Source organism: Cupriavidus sp. GW823-FHT07A04 (assembly GCF_058794615.1).
In genome coordinates this window covers 73,959-91,700 of sequence record NZ_JBXAHA010000029.1, presented here as the reverse complement: position 1 = coordinate 91,700, position 17,742 = coordinate 73,959, and the positions used below count along the sequence as shown (strand labels likewise).

The 17,742-nt window shown below is 67.3% G+C and carries 18 protein-coding genes and 1 pseudogene; 4 read left to right on the top strand and 15 right to left on the bottom strand.

Going from position 1 to position 17,742, the window contains the following annotated elements:
* Positions 1-196: 196 nt before the first annotated feature.
* From AC1Q7Q_RS36550 to AC1Q7Q_RS36510, 9 genes and pseudogenes are all read right to left on the bottom strand, one after another.
* Positions 197-664 carry a ferritin-like domain-containing protein gene (locus AC1Q7Q_RS36550; protein ID WP_492375676.1) on the bottom strand — a complete coding sequence of 156 codons (468 nt, stop codon included), beginning with the start codon at positions 662-664 and terminating at the stop codon, positions 197-199.
* A gap of 34 nt (positions 665-698) precedes the next feature.
* A complete protein-coding gene (locus AC1Q7Q_RS36545) occupies positions 699-1,775 on the bottom strand; it encodes a methyltransferase (RefSeq protein ID WP_492375677.1) in 1,077 nt (358 codons plus the stop codon).
* Between the two features lie 188 nt (positions 1,776-1,963).
* Positions 1,964-2,671, bottom strand: a complete 708-nt coding sequence (locus AC1Q7Q_RS36540; RefSeq protein WP_492375678.1) for an MFS transporter — start codon at positions 2,669-2,671, stop codon at positions 1,964-1,966.
* Positions 2,672-2,789: 118 nt separating this feature from the next.
* A pseudogene (locus AC1Q7Q_RS36535) lies at positions 2,790-3,314 on the bottom strand (MFS transporter); the annotation flags it as partial.
* Between the two features lie 150 nt (positions 3,315-3,464).
* Positions 3,465-4,373 carry an alpha/beta fold hydrolase gene (locus AC1Q7Q_RS36530; protein ID WP_492375679.1) on the bottom strand — a complete coding sequence of 303 codons (909 nt, stop codon included), beginning with the start codon at positions 4,371-4,373 and terminating at the stop codon, positions 3,465-3,467.
* Positions 4,374-4,630: 257 nt separating this feature from the next.
* Positions 4,631-4,894: a hypothetical protein gene (locus tag AC1Q7Q_RS36525; protein ID WP_492375680.1), complete on the bottom strand. Its 264-nt coding sequence runs from the start codon at positions 4,892-4,894 to the stop codon at positions 4,631-4,633.
* Positions 4,895-5,078: 184 nt separating this feature from the next.
* Complete coding sequence (locus tag AC1Q7Q_RS36520; RefSeq protein ID WP_492375681.1) at positions 5,079-6,044, bottom strand: threo-3-hydroxy-L-aspartate ammonia-lyase; 966 nt, start codon at positions 6,042-6,044, stop codon at positions 5,079-5,081.
* A 637-nt stretch (positions 6,045-6,681) separates the two neighbouring features.
* Positions 6,682-7,341 (bottom strand): hypothetical protein, encoded by a 660-nt coding sequence (locus AC1Q7Q_RS36515; protein WP_492375682.1) that lies wholly within the window; start codon positions 7,339-7,341, stop codon positions 6,682-6,684.
* Between the two features lie 209 nt (positions 7,342-7,550).
* Complete coding sequence (locus tag AC1Q7Q_RS36510) at positions 7,551-7,715, bottom strand: hypothetical protein (protein WP_253931542.1); 165 nt, start codon at positions 7,713-7,715, stop codon at positions 7,551-7,553.
* A 239-nt stretch (positions 7,716-7,954) separates the two neighbouring features.
* Here AC1Q7Q_RS36510 and AC1Q7Q_RS36505 point away from each other — a divergent pair, with 239 nt between their 5' ends.
* Positions 7,955-9,376, top strand: a complete 1,422-nt coding sequence (locus AC1Q7Q_RS36505) for an MFS transporter (protein WP_492375683.1) — start codon at positions 7,955-7,957, stop codon at positions 9,374-9,376.
* A 46-nt stretch (positions 9,377-9,422) separates the two neighbouring features.
* On the opposite strand, the gene AC1Q7Q_RS36500 is transcribed toward AC1Q7Q_RS36505, so the two are convergent.
* The 5 genes from AC1Q7Q_RS36500 to AC1Q7Q_RS36480 all read right to left on the bottom strand — a co-directional run bounded on the left by AC1Q7Q_RS36500 (position 9,423) and on the right by AC1Q7Q_RS36480 (position 13,021).
* Positions 9,423-9,836 carry a PaaI family thioesterase gene (locus tag AC1Q7Q_RS36500; RefSeq protein WP_174424783.1) on the bottom strand — a complete coding sequence of 138 codons (414 nt, stop codon included), beginning with the start codon at positions 9,834-9,836 and terminating at the stop codon, positions 9,423-9,425.
* Positions 9,837-9,992: 156 nt separating this feature from the next.
* The gene (locus AC1Q7Q_RS36495) at positions 9,993-10,355 is read right to left on the bottom strand and encodes a DUF3325 domain-containing protein (RefSeq protein WP_492375684.1); all 363 of its coding nucleotides are present in this window, start codon (positions 10,353-10,355) and stop codon (positions 9,993-9,995) included.
* Positions 10,352-11,998: a PepSY-associated TM helix domain-containing protein gene (locus tag AC1Q7Q_RS36490; RefSeq protein ID WP_492375685.1), complete on the bottom strand. Its 1,647-nt coding sequence runs from the start codon at positions 11,996-11,998 to the stop codon at positions 10,352-10,354. Before AC1Q7Q_RS36490 ends, AC1Q7Q_RS36495 begins: the two co-directional genes overlap by 4 nt.
* A complete protein-coding gene (locus AC1Q7Q_RS36485) occupies positions 11,995-12,285 on the bottom strand; it encodes a DUF3649 domain-containing protein (RefSeq protein ID WP_492375686.1) in 291 nt (96 codons plus the stop codon). The genes AC1Q7Q_RS36490 and AC1Q7Q_RS36485 overlap by 4 nt, the downstream gene beginning before the upstream one ends.
* Positions 12,286-12,298: 13 nt before the next feature.
* A complete protein-coding gene (locus AC1Q7Q_RS36480; protein WP_492375687.1) occupies positions 12,299-13,021 on the bottom strand; it encodes a cobalt ABC transporter substrate-binding protein in 723 nt (240 codons plus the stop codon).
* A 387-nt stretch (positions 13,022-13,408) separates the two neighbouring features.
* Here AC1Q7Q_RS36480 and AC1Q7Q_RS36475 point away from each other — a divergent pair, with 387 nt between their 5' ends.
* Positions 13,409-14,164 carry an H-NS family nucleoid-associated regulatory protein gene (locus AC1Q7Q_RS36475; protein ID WP_492375688.1) on the top strand — a complete coding sequence of 252 codons (756 nt, stop codon included), beginning with the start codon at positions 13,409-13,411 and terminating at the stop codon, positions 14,162-14,164.
* A gap of 66 nt (positions 14,165-14,230) precedes the next feature.
* Here AC1Q7Q_RS36475 and serA read toward each other — a convergent pair whose 3' ends face one another.
* Positions 14,231-15,442 carry a phosphoglycerate dehydrogenase gene (serA, locus tag AC1Q7Q_RS36470; protein WP_492375689.1) on the bottom strand — a complete coding sequence of 404 codons (1,212 nt, stop codon included), beginning with the start codon at positions 15,440-15,442 and terminating at the stop codon, positions 14,231-14,233.
* Positions 15,443-15,797: 355 nt separating this feature from the next.
* Here serA and AC1Q7Q_RS36465 point away from each other — a divergent pair, with 355 nt between their 5' ends.
* The gene (locus AC1Q7Q_RS36465) at positions 15,798-16,766 is read left to right on the top strand and encodes a Bug family tripartite tricarboxylate transporter substrate binding protein (RefSeq protein WP_492375690.1); all 969 of its coding nucleotides are present in this window, start codon (positions 15,798-15,800) and stop codon (positions 16,764-16,766) included.
* Between the two features lie 48 nt (positions 16,767-16,814).
* A complete protein-coding gene (locus AC1Q7Q_RS36460) occupies positions 16,815-17,735 on the top strand; it encodes an SMP-30/gluconolactonase/LRE family protein (protein WP_492375691.1) in 921 nt (306 codons plus the stop codon).
* Positions 17,736-17,742 lie beyond the last annotated feature (7 nt).

Genomic DNA, 17,742 nt, shown 5'->3' with positions numbered 1-17,742 from the left:
AACGGCGCAAACGGCGCCACCGCGGTGGAGATGATGCCTGCATTCAGGCGATGATGGCGCAATCCAGTGCATCGGTCACGCGCCAGGAGCGGGCGTGGCTGCCGGTATGGAAGTGCGCGGCCAGGCCGAACGGCGTGTTGTTTGCCATGGCGACGGCGTGGGGGATACGCGGTCCGGCGGCCACGCGGATGGCGCGTCAGGCTTTTGGCGGCGGTGCGAAGGCTGCGGCCTGCCCCGGCTTGCGCAGCATCTTGTCGACCTCGCCGGCATGCAGTTCCTCGATCTGGATCATCTGGCGCGCGAATTCCTCCAGTGCCACGGAGCGATCCTCCACCAGCGCCAGCAACTCGCGATACAGCTTGAGGGCAGCGTTTTCCGCGTCCAGCGACTCACGCAGCATGGCAGCGATATCGAAGGTGTGGCTGTCGAGCAGCTTGCCGATGGCCAGCGACGGATAGGCGCCCAGCGTGGTAATCCATTCTCCCGCCTGCTGGGCATGCAGCAGCGATTCGTTGGCCTGCTCGCGCAGCCAGGAAACGATCGGGATGCGGCCGAAGCCGAACACAAGCAGCGAGTAATGGGTATAGCGGACCACCCCCGCAAGCTCGGCTTCGAGGATCCGGTTCAGCACGCTGACCACTTGTTCCTTTTCCATCTCAGCCATGGCACGTCCTCTCCGATGGGTTGGCGCTGCTACGTCATTGGCGGGTCGCAATCATCATGGAGTCCGGCCCGGTGAGCGGTTCCACCCGCGCTTGCGCAAAGCCCACTTGCCTGGCCCAGGCGCAGCACTGCGCCCCGGTGTAATCGAAGCCGCCCGGAGTTTCGATCAGCATGTTCAGGCTCATCAGCAAGCCAAACACGTTCTGTTTGCGCGCGTCGTCGATCATGGCGTCGTAGACGATCAGGCGGCCGCCGGCGGGCAGCGCGGCGTGGCATTTTTCCAGCAGGTATAGCTTCTGCTCGAGATCCCAGTCGTGCAGGATATGCCCCATGACAAGCACGTCTGCTTGCGGGCAGGGGTCGTTGAAGAAGTCGCCGGGATAAAAACGCAGCCGATCCTGCAAGCCATGCAAGGCGACATATTCCTCGAAGACCGGGCCAACCGCGGGCAGGTCGAAGCCGCCGCCGCGCAGGTGCGGGTGGGCCAGCGCGATCTGTACCGGCAGGGCGCCCTGCGCCGTGCCGATATCGATAAAGGTCTGGCACTGCGCCCAGGGGAATTTGCGCGCCATCGCCTGGGCGGCGGCCAGGCTGACGCCGGTCATGGCTTGCAGGAATCCGCGCAAGCCTTGTTCGTCCCGATAGATTGCGGCGAAGAGGTCGCCATGCTCGTCGGCCTGGGTCTGCGGCAGGCCGGAGCGCAGTGAATCGGTCAGCGACGCCCAACTGGGGTACAGCCGCGCATTGGCCATCTCCAGCAGGCCGCCTACATAGCTGGGCTTGGCCTTGTCCAGGAAGAGGTCCGTGTCGGGCGTGTTGCTGTACCGGCTGGGCGCCTCGGCGTCTTCGCGCTCGAGCAGGTGCAGGGCCACCAGCGCATCGAGGAAATCCACCGCGCCGCGTGGATGCAGGCCAAGGGCGGCGGCCAGGGGGCCGGCCGGCTGCGGCGCCTTCGCCAGTTGCGTGAACACGCCAAGCTCCACCGCGCTGAGCAAGGTCTTGGAAGCCCAGAAGCCCATCCCGAGCTGCAACACCCGCTCCGGTGTCAGGTCCGGCACCTGCCATGGGCTGGCAGGCTTAGGGCCGCGGGCGACGTCTTTTCCGTTCTGCATAAGTCACCTCGTCGCCGCCGCCGGCGCATACCTGGATACCCGGGCGCCGGGGCGTAGGGAAGGATGCTGGTAACTCTAGATGCCGGAAGAGGCGAAATCCAGCCGATTCTGGCGCGGCAGCCTTGGCCCCCCCCATCCTGCCGGGGGATGCCACCGAATGCCCCTTCGGCCTGCGGGACTTGCGGGGTCTACAGGGCCGCGGCCAGCCGCCGCCCGCGACAAAGATGGGTGACAAGCAGCGCAAGGCCGAGCAGGCATCCCAGGCACCAGGCAAAGGCGCTGCCGTAGCCATGCGCCGTGCCGGCGCTTTCCAGCCGCGCATAGAACAGGTTCCCGAGCAGCGCCACGCCAACTGAGTTGCCCACCTGCTGCACCGTGGCCAGCACACCGGCGGCCACGCCGGCATGGTGTTGCGCCGTTCCCGCCAGCACGGCGCAGGCCAGCGGCGCCATCACCATGCCAATGCCCGCGCCCTCTACCACCAGCAGGATCAGCATCACGGTCATCAAGCCGGTGCCTTGCGCCTGCCATGGCAGCAGCGTGTTCGCCAGTTGCAGCCAGTGGCCCGCCGCCAGCAGCATGGCGCCATAGGCGATGGACGAGCGCCCCAGGCGGGCGGCGATGCGCGGCGCGGCCAGTGAGGTGGCGAAGAAGCCCAGCGCCAGCATCGTGAACGCGCCGCTGCCTTGCAGCGGGCTCAGGCCAAGGCCGTCTTGCAGGTAGAGCGCCAGCACGAAGTAGAACGAGGCATTGCCGGCGTAGAAGGCGACCGTCACGGCCAGGCCGCGCGCAAAGCCTGGCGCGGCGAACAGCGCCGGGCTCACCAGCGGCTGCCCGCCGCGCGCATGCAGCCAGCGCTGATGCCAGGCGAACACGGCGAGCAACACGGGCGCCATGGCCAGCGTAAGCAGGGCGGCGGGCGGCCAGCCAGCCTTGCTGCCTGCCTTCTACCAGAGGCCACACCAGCGCACCCAGTGCCGCCGCCAACAGCGCCATGCCAGGCACGTCCGGCTTGCTGCCGCTGGTGGGCGGCGATGCGCGCAACACGCGTGGCGCCAGCAGCAGCGCAATGATTGCCACGGGCACGTTGATCAGGAAGCAGGTGCGCCAGCCGAGCCCGCCCAGGTCGGCCCGGATCAACGCGCCGCCCACCAGTTGGCCGAGCAGCGCCGCCAGGCCTAGCGTGAGACCGTACGCGGCGAATGCCCGCGCCCGCGCGGGGCCGGTGTAGGTGAGCGAGAGCATGGCCAGCACCTGCGGCTGGAGCAGCGCGCCCGCCAGGCCCTGCGCCACGCGTGCCGCGACCAGAACGGGAGCGGACGGGGCAAGCCCGCAAGCGGCGGAGGCGAGCGCGAACAGCAACAGGCCCAGCATGAACATGCGGCGCCGCCCGAGCATGTCGCCCAGCCGCCCGCCGGTGATCAGCCCGGTGGCATTGGCCAGGCCATAGCCCGCCACCACGAACTGCAGCGCGCCGGCGCTGGCGTGCAATTCGTGCTGGATGGCCGGCAGCGCCACATTCACGATAAAGAAATCCATCACCACCATGAAGGTGCCGCTTAGCATCACCAACAGGGCCAGGTGGTCCATGGGGGTCGGGGACGATGCGGCGGCGTGGTGCGGGACGGGCGCGCTCTCGGCGCGGTTCAGGCTCGAGGAGGTCATGGCTGGAGTCCTTGGCAAGGGGCCTTAGCCGAGTTCGCGCACGAACGCCAGGATGTCCGCGCCCAGCCGCTGCGCATGCGTGAACGGCAGGCCGTGCGGCGCGCCAGCGTAGACGGCGAGGCGGGCGTCGGGCAGCAGGGCCGCTGTGCGCTCGGCGGTCAGCGCAAGCGGGCAGGAGGCATCGTTGTCGCCGTGGACCAGCAGGGCGGGCACCTTGATGGCCGGCAGTTCCGCGCGGAAATCCGCATGGGTGCTGGCGTGGTTGCAGCCCAGCAGCGCCTGCAGCGAAGTCTGCAGGGCCATGGCGCGCACCCACGCAAGCCGCGGCGCCGAGCACAGGCCGCCGCCGAACGCAGCGAGATTGTTCTCCACCCAGAGCGGAAAGTCGTCCGCCAGCTCGGCCGCCGCTTGCGCCAGCAGCGCGGGATCGATGCCGTCCGGGTTGTCCTCGCTGCGCGGCACGCACGGCGTGGTGCAGCCCACCAGCACGATGCCGGCGACGCGGCCCGCGCCGTGGCGCGACAGGTAGCGCACGATTTCTCCCGCAGCCATCGAATGGCCGACCAGCGTCACGCGCCGCAGGCCGTGCGCGTCGATGACGTCCGCGAGATCGTCGGCCAGCGTATCGAAGTCATAGCCATGCCCGGGATCGCTGGAGCGGCCATGCCCCCGGCGGTCGTAGGCGATGCAGCGCACGCCTGCAGCATGCAGCGCCCGCATCTGCCCGCCCCAGACGTCCGATGGCAGCGCCCAACTGGCCGCGAACAGCACCACGTCCGCCGCCGGATTGCCGTCGTGCCAGTCGCGCACGAACAGCGACACGCCGTCACGGGTCAGCACATGGCCGGGCTGTGTGGAATGGAGCCGAGCGGGGATTGATGCGCCGGGATGGCGCAGGGACGGGGCGGAATGTGAAATGGCGGCGGCAGGCATGAGACAGCTCCGGTGGCGGTTACCTGGCGAGTCCAGGCAAGCTCAGTGTGGGAGCTGGGGGGCTGCGCGCCAATTACGCGGCAGGTAATCAAGGTGCCGATGACGACCGCGGCAGGGGCCAGGAGGATCACGGTGCCGGCTATGACCGGTGCGCCAGTCGCGCCGGTCCTGGACGCCGGCGAGCGGGAGAATGGGCGAAAGGGAGAACGGGCGGAAGGGAGAACGGGCGGAAGGGAGAACGGGTGGAAGGGAGAAAGTTACCGCCTGCGATGGCTGCGCAGCGCCCGCGGCGTCCCGCTCCGAATCGCCTCCTCGAGCAAATCCGCGAGGGCCCGCGTCCGGCGTTCCGCGATCTGCTGCACCGTGGCCAGAGCGCCAGGGATCCCCATATCCGTGAGCGCACCGGCGCCCAACTCCTTCACGGTTTCGCCGCGGCGGGCCGTATCGATCTGTGGTTTCGCGTCGTTTAGCATGGGATTCGAGGCCTGCGGTTGCTGTTTCAGGCCGGATTGTGCACCCATCTTGCGTGGGGACGATCCCCCTTGTTGGGGTAATCGTGAAGGACTATTGACGGCGGAAAAGCGCCCGTGCCGACGCCCGGCGATCCACCATCGGGATGATGCGGATGAGCGCCATAGGCCATTGCAGCGAGGACGTTTCGCGCAGGGCCCGGTGTTTCGGGTGTACACGCGCGAATCACGCAACTCAGCCTGCAAGAAGCGCCGCGAAACGGTCAATGTCCACGTTCCCGCCGCTAACGATGATGCCCACGCGCTTGCCCATCAGTTCGGCCTTCATGCCGCGTGCGGCGGCGAGGCCCAGGCAGCCGGTTGGCTCCACGACCAGCTTCATGCGTGACGCAAAGAAGCGCATGCCATCGACCAGCTCCTCGTCACTGGCGGTAAGGATATCGTCGACATCACGGCGAATGATCTCGAACGTGTGACGGCCTAGGTGCTGCGCCTGCGCGCCGTCGGCGATGGTCTTCGGCGTATCGATATGCACGATCGCGCCGGAGCGCAACGATTGCTGGCCATCGTTGCCGGTGGCGGGCTCTACGCCGTAGATCTTGCACCGCGGCGCCAGTGCGCGCGCGGACAGTGCGGAGCCGGAGAGCAGGCCGCCGCCGCCCAGGCAGACGAACAGGGCATCGAGCTCGCCCGTTTCCTCGAACAATTCCTTGGCGGCGGTTCCCTGGCCGGCAATCACGTCCGGCTGGTCATAGGACCCGATCAGCGTCAGGCCCTGTTCCTCCGCCAGCTTGTGGCAGATTGCCTCGCGGTCGTCGGTGTACCGATCATAGAGCACCACCTTGCCCCCGTAGCCCTTGGTCGCCGCCACCTTGGCAGCCGGCGCATCGTGCGGCATGAGGATCGTCGACGGTATCCCCAGCAATGCCGCCGACAGTGCGATGCCCTGCGCGTGGTTGCCGCCGGAGAAGGCGAGAGCGCCCCGGCGGCGCTGCGCGGCATCGAAGCGCGCCAGCGCATTGAAGGCACCACGGAACTTGAAGGCGCCAGTGCGCTGCAGGTTCTCGCACTTGAAGAATAAAGCGGCGCCCAGTTCCTTGTCGGCGGTCTGGGAGCGCATCACGGGAGTCCGGTGGGCAAAGCCTTCAATCCGGCGCGCGGCCGCTAACACGTCATCGAAGGTTGGAAGATTCAGGATCATCGTTAAGTCTTGTTAGATTGAAGGCGCTGTCAGGGCCGATGGATGCTGGGGCCCTTGAGTATCGATAGCACGCCGCTGGGCAGGCGTGCCATCGTCATGGCCTGCGGCGCCATGTCGGTCAGATTGCAACTGGTGCGAAAGTCTCAATCAAACCGTGGTCCGCTTTCCCTTCCCTGTTCCTGCTCGAGCAGCTCTTGCTGCTTGCGGGTACTCAGAGGTGCGATCAATCTGTACATATTATCTATATCTGGACAATTTGTAAATTCATGGCCGTAAATTCATGGCCAAAGGACATGGAACATCCCCCGGTCCTGTATCCATCGGAGTCGGGTGAATCGAGCCTGCCGGCCTAAGCAGGCGGTTCAACATTGAGCGAACAAGGTTCACGGCTCAATGAATCGCGGCAGCAAGGCCAAAAAAAATGCCCGCCAGGTAAATGGAGGGCATGAAGAAGTGACATTGGGCGAGACGCTTTTCCCGCCCGCACGCAGTGTCTCACCGTGGGCGCTGGGCATCTGCCCCAATAGCGTGGGGATTGTGCTCCATCACTCACTTGACTTGGATCAACATTAAAAGCTATGAGATGTGATCTCCGCTCCCTGCGGGGCAGTGGCCCGCGATGGCCGCAGCGGCCTGCTTACTGCTCGCGTGGCACAAACCGCCAGCCGCCGGCTTCGAGCGCAAAGGCAAAGCCGGTGACGCGCTGGTCGGGCTTGCCGCCGGTGGAGATCATGGCGGAGCAGCGCACGTTGCCGCTCTCGTGGCTCAGACTGCACTCGTCGAGCTGCTTGACCGTCAGCGATGTGGCCATTGCGGTCAGTTCCGCGACTGCCTGCGCATCCGTCTGGGTCTGCAATTGCCCACGGGCAAATTCGCGCATCGATGCGGTGGCTTGCGCGGCGTCCGGGCCACTGATGGCGGGTTCTTCACGGCGCACCAGTACCCACGGCTCCGGATTGCCGCCGAAGGCCAGTGCGCGGTAGCCGTCGCGGCGGCCGGCCTTGACCCCGACGATGCAGACGATCTCGCCGCCGCTGGCGGGCAGGCAGCCCTTGACCGTATGCGCCTTGATGGAAGCCATGATCCCTGCCACAAACGGCGAGCGCGCACGCTCGGCCGCGGCCGGGTCAGTCTGCTCCAGTTGCTTCAGGCGCTCGGCCTCCGCTTGCTGGATGGCGGCGGTGACCTGGTCGGGCGTGGGCGCGGGCGGGGCCTCGGCGGCGATGACGCCGGCGCTGGCGGACGCCAGGCAGACAGAGAGGAGTGCAGCTCGGGTAGCGAGGCGGGAAATGCGCATGGATAGGGAGCAACGGCCGGATAAGAAGGGCGGCCAGTTTAGCACCCGGGCAGGCAGTCATGAGCAGCAAGGGCCTCTTTGTCGGGGCGCTCGTTTTCCATTTTCCGTTCCGGGGCCACGTCCGGCGCCCGGTGCCAGTCACCGGCATGAAACAGCCCGCCGATCGGCGGGCTGGGCGGCCTGGTCAGGCCTTGCGGGGTCCAAGCGCCTTAGCTGGCTTTCTCTTTCTTCTGGTGATGGACGATCCGGTCCCACCAGTAATGGAACGGATGGGCGTGTTCCGGATAGAGCACCGACTTGTGGAAAAAGCCTGCGCGAATGACGAAGGCGTAGAGCAGGACGACTGCCCCGAGGAAGAGCATATAGGCGATCATGGCGGTTCCCTTTTATGGTGGCCATGATTCATTGTAGGCTTCGTGCGCCTGGCGTGCTGGGCGCTGGCGGCTAGGTGTTCCTGGCCTCCAGCGCGGCTAGCTGGCTAGCTACTTCAGCGACCTGGTCGTGCAGATCCATGACGGAAACATCGTGAACGGCTGAGCTGATGCCGGAAGCGCCTCTCAGGCGCGGGTCGCAGCGCCAGCTTGCCATTCGCCGCACCGGGACGGAACCCGCCATGCCACTCATTCAGAGCGATATCCCCGCCCGCCTGGACCGCCTGCCGTGGTCGCGCTGGCACTGGAGGGTGGTAGTCGCGCTGGGGGTGGCGTGGGTGCTCGACGGGCTCGAGGTGACGCTGGTGGGATCGCTGGGCGGCGTGCTCGAGCGCCCGGATGGCCTGGGCCTCAATGCGGCGCAGGTAGGGTGGCTAGGGTCGCTGTACATAGCTGGCGCGGTATTGGGCGCGCTGGTGTTCGGCCGCCTTGCGGACCGCCTTGGCCGCAAGGCCTTGTTCCTGGTGACGCTGGCGGTGTACATGGCGGCGACATTGGCCACCGCTTTTTCCACGGGTTTCGTCTTCTTCGCGGTGTGCCGCTTCCTGACGGGCCTTGGCATCGGGGGCGAGTACGCGGCGATCAACTCGGCCATCGACGAACTGATCCCGGCGCGCGTGCGCGGGCGCGTCAGCCTGGCCATCAACGGCAGCTTCTGGTTCGGCGCCGCGCTTGGCGCGGGCCTGAGCCTGGTGCTGCTGGATCCGCGCGTGCTGGGCCCGGCCGTGGGCTGGCGTGCGGCGTTCCTGCTCGGCGCAGTGCTGGCGCTAGCCATCTTGCTGGTGCGCCGGGACGTGCCGGAGAGCCCGCGCTGGCTGCTGACGCACGGGCGTGGCGAGCAAGCCGGGCGCATCGTCGCCGCCATCGAGGCGCAGGTGGTGGCCCAGTACGGCGCGTTGCCGCCGGCCACGGGCACGATCCTGCTTTCCAGGCGCGCGGCGCCTACGCTTGGCGAGGTCGCGCATGTGCTGTTCAAGCGCTACCGGCTGCGCAGCGCGGTCGCCCTGGCGCTAATGGTCTCGCAAGCGTTCTTCTATAACGCGATCTTCTTTACCTATGCGCTGGTGCTCACGCGCTTTCACGGCGTGCCCGATAACCGCGTGGGGCTGTATATCTTCCCCTTTGCGCTGGGCAATGTGCTGGGGCCACTGCTGCTGGGGCCGCTGTTCGACCATATCGGGCGGCGCCGCATGATCGGGCTTACCTATGTGCTCTGCGGCGTGGGACTGGCCATGACCGGGTGGGCCTTCGAGCAGGGCTGGCTTGACGCGCGCAGCCAGGCGCTGTGCTGGTCGGCGGTGTTTTTCCTGGCCTCCGCGGCGGCCAGTTCCGCTTACCTGACGGTGAGCGAGGTCTTTCCCATCGAGACGCGCGCCCTCGCCATTTCGGTGTTCTACGCCGTGGGGACGGGCACCGGAGGCTTTATCGGGCCGTTGCTGTTCGGCGCGCTGATCGAGAGCGGCAGCCGCGCCGCGGTGGCTGTTGGCTATGGCATTGGCGCGGCGCTGGTGATCGTCGCGGGCTTGTTTGCCCTGCGTTATGCGGTCAATGCGGAAAAGCGCCCGCTGGAAGAGATTGCGCCGCCGCTGTCGTCGCGCGATTAGCCCACCTTGCATGGCGCGCCGGCAACACGGGCGCGGTCTAGTCTGCTCAGACCGGATCCTTCCTGCGGAATGCGGCCTGCGCGGTGGCGATCAGACGGCCTTGGCTGTCGGTGACCTCGGCGTTGGAGAAAAATACCCGGCGGCCACCGCCCACGCGCCGGCCAACCACCAGCAGCGGCTCCACTTGCGCGGACGAGACATAGTTGACGTTCAGCGAGATGGTGGTGGCGGCGCGGCGCACGCCATTCTCGGGAAACAGGCCGGCGTAGCCGCCCGCCGCGTCCAGCAGCGTGGCCAGGATGCCGCCTTGCACAACGCCCGTGTTGTTGAGGTGCGCAGCCTGCGGCATCAGCGACATGCGCACCAGGTCCGGCTGCCACTCGACGATGGTGAGATTCAGCGATTCGAGAAAGGGATTCTCCAGCGCGTATGGCTGGCTTGCGGGGGTGTTGTCAGGCATGGCGAGCGAAGGACTGTGCCGGTGTGTTGGAATTGCCGTCATGATAGCCGCTGGCGGCCCGCGGCAATCTGGACGGCTTCGCTGTCACGCTCTCCGACGGGACGGGCGAGATGTGTCTGCCGTGCGCCTGATCCTGTTCGCAGGCCCCAGAGATGGCTAGGCGGGCATTGCACCCATCATTAGCAGCCCGCATCCGCCCAGCATCCCCGCCCAGCGGGCGGCGCGTACCGCGATGGCCGGCGCGTAGCTGAGCAGCAGCACCAGCACGAGCGCGCCGAGCGTCAGCGTGCCGATCCATGAGACGCTGCCCATCGGCCAGCCTAGCTGCCGCACGCAAGCCGCCAGGGCAAGGGCCAGCGCGGCCCAGCCTAGTCCCTGCAGGCGCAAGCGCTCGGCGGGCGAAGGCGCGGCGCCGCGGCCGTGGCGATCGGCATAGTGGCGGTCCAGCGTCTGGCTGAGCGCGGTGAAACCGCTATAGGTGAAGGCCAGCGCGGTGAAGAAACCCAGGCTTGCGCTCATGCGGCTCCCTTCGCATCGCTCGATGGCATACCGATGTCTTTGGCTGGCACCGGGCGCCGCGCGGGTACGCGCGCCTTGGCGCGCCGCCCCAGGATATGCGCTGCCGCGCCCAGCGCAATGCCCAGCGCCAGCACCGTCAGGTCGAACCCGGCCACGGCAGCAGGCCCCTGGCGTTGCAGCAGCGTCACGCCCAGGTGGGTCTGCGTGGTGAAGGCGTTGAGCACGGGAATGGCAGCGAGCATCAGCGCGCCGGCCCACAGCTGCACGCGCCACATGGTGCGCGTCGGCCGCACCTGCGCCAGCACGGCTGCCGCCCCCCAGGCGATGAAGAAGGCATGGATCTCCGCGTCGGGGCGGTGCGGCATGCCCGCGGGCAGCAAGCGGTTGGCCCAGAAGTACGTAGCAAACGCGATCGGCAGGCCGGCAATAGCGCCGAGGTTGAGCGCGTCCACCAGCCGCAAGCCAAAGCTCGGGCGGGCGCCGGCCGCCAGTGCCTTGGCCTGGCCCTGGCGCGTCTTTACGCCCCACAGGAGCGCGCCGGTGGCCACCATGGCGCAACCTGCCAGCCCGCTCACGAAGAACAGCGCGCGCAGCAAGGGCCCGGCGAAATGCGCCTCGTGCAGGCCCACCATCACGCCACGCGTCTGGTTGGCCGCGCCGGGCGCGTCGCCCGTGGCCAATACCAGCGCGCCGGTGACGCCGTTAAAGCGCATCGACGGCGCATTGGCGGACAACGAGCCTTCGGTGCCGCGCGACACCGTGATGGTGGCGTTGGCATCGCCCGCCAGCATGATGGCGACGCGGCTGGGCTGCGCGCCATGCCAATGGCGCATGGCTTGTTCCACCAGCGGGGCGACCGGCGTCAGCGGCGCCGCCTGCCCGCTTGGCTTGCCCTGCGGCGCGCGGCCGAAGGCTTCGTTGTTGAAAGCCTGCTGGTTGCCCTGGTACGCAGTCTGGATGCCCCACGGCATGTACATGAACATCAGTGTGACCAGCCCGGTGTAGGTGATCATCAGGTGGAAGGGCAGCGCCAGCACGGCGGTGGCATTGTGCGCATCGAGCCAGGAGCGCTGGCCCTTGCGCGGCCGGAAGGTGAAGAAGTCCTGGAAGATGCGCCGGTGCGTGATGATGCCGCTGAGAATGGCCACCAGCATGAACATCGCGCAGAAGCCGACGATCCAGCGCGCCCAGATCGCCTGCATGAAGTACAGGTCGAAGTGCAGGCGGTAGAGGAACTCGCCGCCGCGCGTGTCGCGCACGGTCTGCAGGAAGGCGCCGGTGGCGGGATCCAGCGTGCGGCTCTCGAAGCGGCCGCGGCCGCCCCCGATGCCTGAAGCCGGCGCGCCGGGTGGGCGCATCCACAGCACGTTTACCGCGGGGTTGCGCGCATCCGGCAGGTCGATAAACCAGCGGGGAGAGTCCGAGGCGTTGCGCTGCAGGTACGCTACCGCACGGCTGGCGGCCTCGGCGCTGGAGACTTGCGTGGCGGCCGAGCGGTGCAGCTCGGGCTTCATCCACAGCGTGATCTCGTCCTTGAAGTAGCTGGCGGTGCCGGCGCAGAACACCAGCAGCAGCACCCAGCACACCAGCAGCCCGGACCAGCTATGCAGCCAGGCCATCGATTGACGCAGCCCGGCCCTCATGGCGCGCTCCGCAAGGCAGCCAGCAAGAGGCCGAGCACCGCGGCAGGCACCACCACGCCGGCCCAGGCGCGCCACGCGCTGCCGGCGGCGAACACCCACAGCACCGCGCACGCGTAAAGCGAGAATGACAGCAGCGTGGCGGTCATCACCGCCTCGTCCGGCGGCATGGGCACCACCACGGCCAGCAGCCCGGTGGCCACGGCCGCGAGCACATAGCCGCCCCCGATGGCGGCCACCACGCGCGAGGCAACGCCAAGGCGATAGCGGCCGGTCTGGCTCAACCCCATGACAAGCGCTCCCTTACTTGTTGGGCGCGGCTGCCGGCACTGCGGGTACCGCGGCCAGGCCATCGCCCTGCGTCAGCGACAGGGTGGTGACGTAGCTGGCGATGTCGTACGGTTTGCCATTGCGCTCGCCGGCGGTCTTGTCGATGTGGTGCACCTCCAGCACGTAGGTGCCTTGCCACGGCTGCGCCAGGCGCACGATGCCTTGCTCGTCGGTGCGCAGCTCGCGGCCCCAGCCGGACTGCACGGCCACGCCCACCTTGGCCTTGGGCAGTGGGCGGCCGGCATAGACCACCTGGTACTCGCCGGCGCGGCCGGTCGGCACGATGTCCAGCGTGAGCTTGGGCGTTACAGCGGTGGTGGAGCCAGCGCCCAGCAAGCGAGCCGCCGGCGTCCAGGCGGTGCGGATCACCTTGTCGCCGTCCTTGCGCTCCAGCAGCGCATAGCCCGTGTCCTGCGCGACGATGGTCTCGCCCGCGCCTGCGCGCCCCGAGAGCACGAAGCCGTTGGTGGTCTTGTCGGCCTTGAGGGGTTGCTCGCCCCTGGCCGTTACCAGCACGGCGGTGGGCTGCACGAACCGGTCCAGCAGTCCCGGCGAAACTTCGCGCAGGTTCTCGTTGAATTCGCCAAAATACAGTTGGGCGGCCGCCGGCGTTTGCTCAAGCCAGACCTGGTGAGCCTGAGCGGTGCCGCTCAGTGCGGCGCCGCAAAGCAGGGCCGAGGTGATGAGGCGATTCATGGGCTATGCATCCTTTCAAGATGGGAGGCTGGCGGTGCCGTGTTGCGCACAGGCCGTTGGCTGGGACGGCTAGGAAATCGTGACCGTGAAGTCGCATATGATAATCGTTCTCATTTAATTTGTGTGGGTTTTGCATGATGGCGCAGCGTTGGGGGCAGGGCATGGACTCAGGCTGGCCGATGCCCCCCGGAGGCGGATTTGCGGTCATTGAAGGGGTGCAGGAGAGGGGCCTTTGGCCCGGCTTTTGCGTCCGGATTCGAGGCTCGGCGGGGGCTGGTCCCGCGCTCGGCTATCATGTGCGATCCTCAGGATCTTCAGTGTGCGGCCAGCGCCGCATCCGCGACCGTTTCCCCGCCCCTTCTACCTGCATTTATTGTGTCTTTTGCCATGCCTTCTTCTGATCCCGCCGACGTCAAGAAAGTCGCCGCCATTGTCTGGATCCGCGTCCAGATGGAGCGGCTCGGCATCTCCATGGATGAATTGGAGGCGGCAGGTTGTTTTGACTGGGAGGCGGCGCCCGCCAGGGCGCCGATCGAGGAACCCATCGTGAAGGAAAATGAAATGGATGTAGATGTCGCCCAGGCGCTGTTGCCCGCAGGGCCGATCACGGCACCGCCCGCGCTGTTGCCTGCCGGGCCAATCACCGCACCGCCGGTAGTCGCACCTGCGCCATTGCGCAAGGCCGTAGCGCGCAAACGCGTTCCTGCCCCTGTCAGGCAATCAGCGCCACCTGCTGTGCCGGTCGCAAGGCCAATCGCAACACCGGTCGCCGCGCCTGTCGTAGATGCGGTGGCAGCGGCTGACGCCGTGCCCGCGGAAAAGCCGGCGGCAGCGTTGGTTGCCGAGCCGGTGGCAGCCCTGGCCGCCGCTCCTGCGCCTGCACGGGTGACCATGTCCGTGCCCGCGCAGAAAGCGGGAGCCGTGAAACCAGCGGCACCTCCAGCGGTGCCGGCACAGGTAGCCGAGGCCGCCGCCGCGCCGGCAGCGGCCGCACCTGCGCCAGCACTGGCGCAGGCGAGCGCGCCCGCACGCCGCTACCGCAATGCGGAGGGACAGGTCTGGGATGGCGTGGGCCCCATGCCCGCATGGCTGCTGCGCGCAGTCAACGCGGGCCAGTCGGTGGAGCATTTCCGGGTGAATTGAAGACAGCGGCCGATGGCCGCTGTCCTGGTCGCTGCCGGCGAGGCAGCGATGGCGCCGCGCTGCCGTTCAGGCCAGCGGGTTAATGATGGTGCGGCAGCGGATAAACGTCGTTTCCGCATCCAGCGCGGCGGCCAGCGTCGGCGAGGGCACCTTGTCGAGGTCGGTCACCACATAGCCCATCTGGCCATGCGTCTGCAGGTGCTGGGCCACGATGTTGACCCCGTCGCGCGCCAGCAGCGTATTGAGCGCGGCGAGCGCGCCCGGCGCGTTGCCGTGCACGTTGAGCAGCCGCGCCGGCGACGTCAGCGGGCCGGGGCTCACCTCGGGGAAATTCACCGCGCCAATCGTGTCGCCCGTCCTGAGGAAGGCAATCAGCTTGGTGGCGACTTCCGTGCCGATATTTTCCTGCGCCTCCTCCGTGCTGCCGCCGATATGCGGCGTCAGGATCGCGTTGGGCACGCCCTGCAGCGGGCTGGTGAAGCGGTCAGCGTTGGTCTTGGGCTCTTCGGGGAAAACGTCGATCGCCAGGCCGGCGATATGGTTGTCATCGCACGCCGCGCGCAGCGCTTCGATATCCACCACGGTGCCGCGCGACGCATTGATCAGGATCGCGCCACGCCGGAACTGCCGGAGCACGTCGGCATCGATCATCTTCTTGGTCTGCGCGGTGGCCGGCACGTGCAACGTCACGATGTCGGCCTGCGACACCGCATCCGCCAGCGAGCGCGCCGCGCGCGCCGAGCCCAGCGACAGCTTGGCCTGCACATCGTAGTACACCACGCGCATGCCCATGGCTTCTGCCAGCACGCCAACCTGCGAGCCGATATTGCCGTAGCCGATGATGGCGATGGTCTTGCCGCGCGCCTCGAACGACCCGCTTGCGCCCTTGGCCCATTTGCCGGCATGCGCCAGCGCGTTTTTCTCCGGAACGCGGCGCAGCAGCAGGACCGCCTCCGCGATAACCAGCTCGGCCACGGAACGCGTATTGGAGAACGGCGCGTTGAACACCGGCATGCCGGCGCGGGCTGCGGCGTCGAGGTCTACCTGCGAGGTGCCGATGCAAAAGCAGCCAATGGCCACGAGGTGCTTGGCGGCTTCGATTTCAGCGGCGCCAAGGTGCGTGGCGGAGCGAATGCCGAGAATCTGGTGGGCCGCGGGAGCGCGATGCAGTTCGTCGCCAGCGAGCGCGCCGGTGCGGCGCTCGACGGTGACATGCGCTTCCTTGAAGCGCTCAACGGCGGTGTCATGGATGTTTTCAAGCAGCAGTGCTGAGGTCATGGCGATTGGGTGATGGCGGCGAAGGCGCGAGGTGGGTGCGGCAGCGCGAGGGCATGCGCAAGGTGAGACGTACGCTGCCATGGTAACGCAGGCAGCGCTGCCCGGCCGAACACCCACATTGCCGCCAATGGCAAATCCGCCCCGCCCGGGACGAGGCTCGCTAGGGAAAGCCCCCGGATTGACCGGCGAATCAACGGCTCCTACAATTAATCGGAATGTTATTCCGTCTAATAGAACAAGTAGGCGCACCAACTTCGGAAGAGCGACCCGCCGCCCCGAGAGCTGGCGTGAGCCACGCATAGCGAACACCGGACACCGGACACCGGACACCAGTCAGACATCAATGGAGACAGCCATGTACCACCGCCTTTGCGCCAGCCTTGCCCTGGCAACCCTTAGCGTGGCCACTACCTATGCCCACGGCGGCACCTGGCCCGACAAGCCGGTGCGCATCGTTGTGCCATACACCGCCGGTGGCACCACCGATTTCGTGGCCCGTCAGGTGGCGCAGAAGCTGACCGAAAGCACTGGCAAGTCGTTTTTCGTGGAGAACAAGCCCGGCGCCAGCGGCACCATCGGCACGCTGCAGGTGGCACGTTCCGCGCCCGATGGCTACACGCTGCTGGCCAACGACACCACGTACACCATGCTGCCGTCGCTGTTCAAGGCGCTGCCCTGGGACTACAACAACGACCTGGTGCCGGTGACCACGATTGCGCAGACGCCGGTGATCCTGATCGTGCCCGCGAGCTCGAAGTTCAAGACGCTGCAGGAACTGATCGACTTCGCCAGGCAAAACCCGGGCAAGCTGAACTTCGGCTCGGGCGGCGCCGGCAGCTCCACCCACTTGTCCGCCGAGGTCTTCAAGAAGGACGCCAGGATATCGATCACGCATATCCCGTACAAGGGCGCGGGCGATGCGCTGATGGGGCTGATCGGCAACAACGTGGATATCCTGATCACCGCCACGCCAACCGCGGTGCCGCAGATCAAGGGCGGCAAGGCCCGCGCGCTGGCGGTCACGGGCGCCGCGCGCGTGCCCGCGCTGCCGGACGTGCCGACCTTTGCCGAAGCTGGCCTCAAGGACTACAAGGTCATCAACTGGTTTGGCCTGGCGGCGCCCAAAGGCACGCCCCCTGCGCTGGTCGCCAAGCTGCAGGCGGAGGTGCACAAGAGCGTGAACAGCCCGGAGGTGAAGGAGCGCCTGGCCAGCATGGGCGCCCAGCCTGGCGGCATTGCGCCTACGGAATTCGCCAGGCGCATCAAGGACGACACCGCGCTGTGGAGCCAGGTGGCAAAATCCGCCGATGTGAAGGCCGAGTAAATGGGCAAGCGCCGCCATTGCGCGGCGCCAGGACAACAAGGAACGAACATGTACTTCAGAACGGTGCCCCGGGAGATATCCCTCCAGGTCTTCACGGCAATGCCCGCGCATTTGCGCAAGACTGGCGTGCGCTCCGAGTGGGCTGATGCCAACAAGGGCGGGGCCTGCATCGACAGCTTCCTGGAGGGGCCGGTATTCGACCCCGCGGGCAACCTGTACGTGACGGACATCCCGTTCGGGCGCATCCTGCGCATCTCGCCGGCCGGGGAATGGTCGCTGGTCGCCGAGTACAAGGGCGAGCCCAATGGCATGAAGTTCCTGAACGCGCGCGAACTGGTGGTGGCGGACTATCGCAACGGCCTGTTGCGCGTCAACGTGGACACGGGCGAGGTGACCACCTTGCTGGGACGGCGCAACGCGGAGCAGTTCAAGGGCGTGAACGACCTCGTGATCTCCCGTAATGGCGACTTGTATTTCACCGACCAGGGCCAGACCGGCCTGCACGATCCCACGGGCCGCGTCTACCGCCTGCGTGCCGGCGGGCAGCTGGACCTGCTGCTGGGCAATGTGCCCAGCCCCAACGGCCTGGCGCTGTCCTGCGACGAGAAGGTGCTGTTCGTGGCGGCCACGCGCGGCAATTGCGTGTGGCGCGTGCCGTTGCAGGCCGACGGCAGCGTGTCGAAGGTAGGGCAGTTCTTTAGCTTCTACGGCACCAGCGGCCCCGACGGCATGGCCATCGACAGCCGCGACCGGCTGTTTGTGGCGCATGCCAGCCTGGGCTGCGTGTGGGTGCTGAGCAAGCGCGGCGAGCCCGAGGCGATCCTCGCCAGCCCGGCGGGCGCAACCACCACCAACCTGGCGTTTCAGCCCGCCGTTGAGCCGGGGCAGCCGCGCAAGGTGTTTGTGACCGAATCGGAAACGGGGACGATCCTGTTCGCGGATCTGGACGAGGCCGGGCTGGGCGCTTGATCCCGTT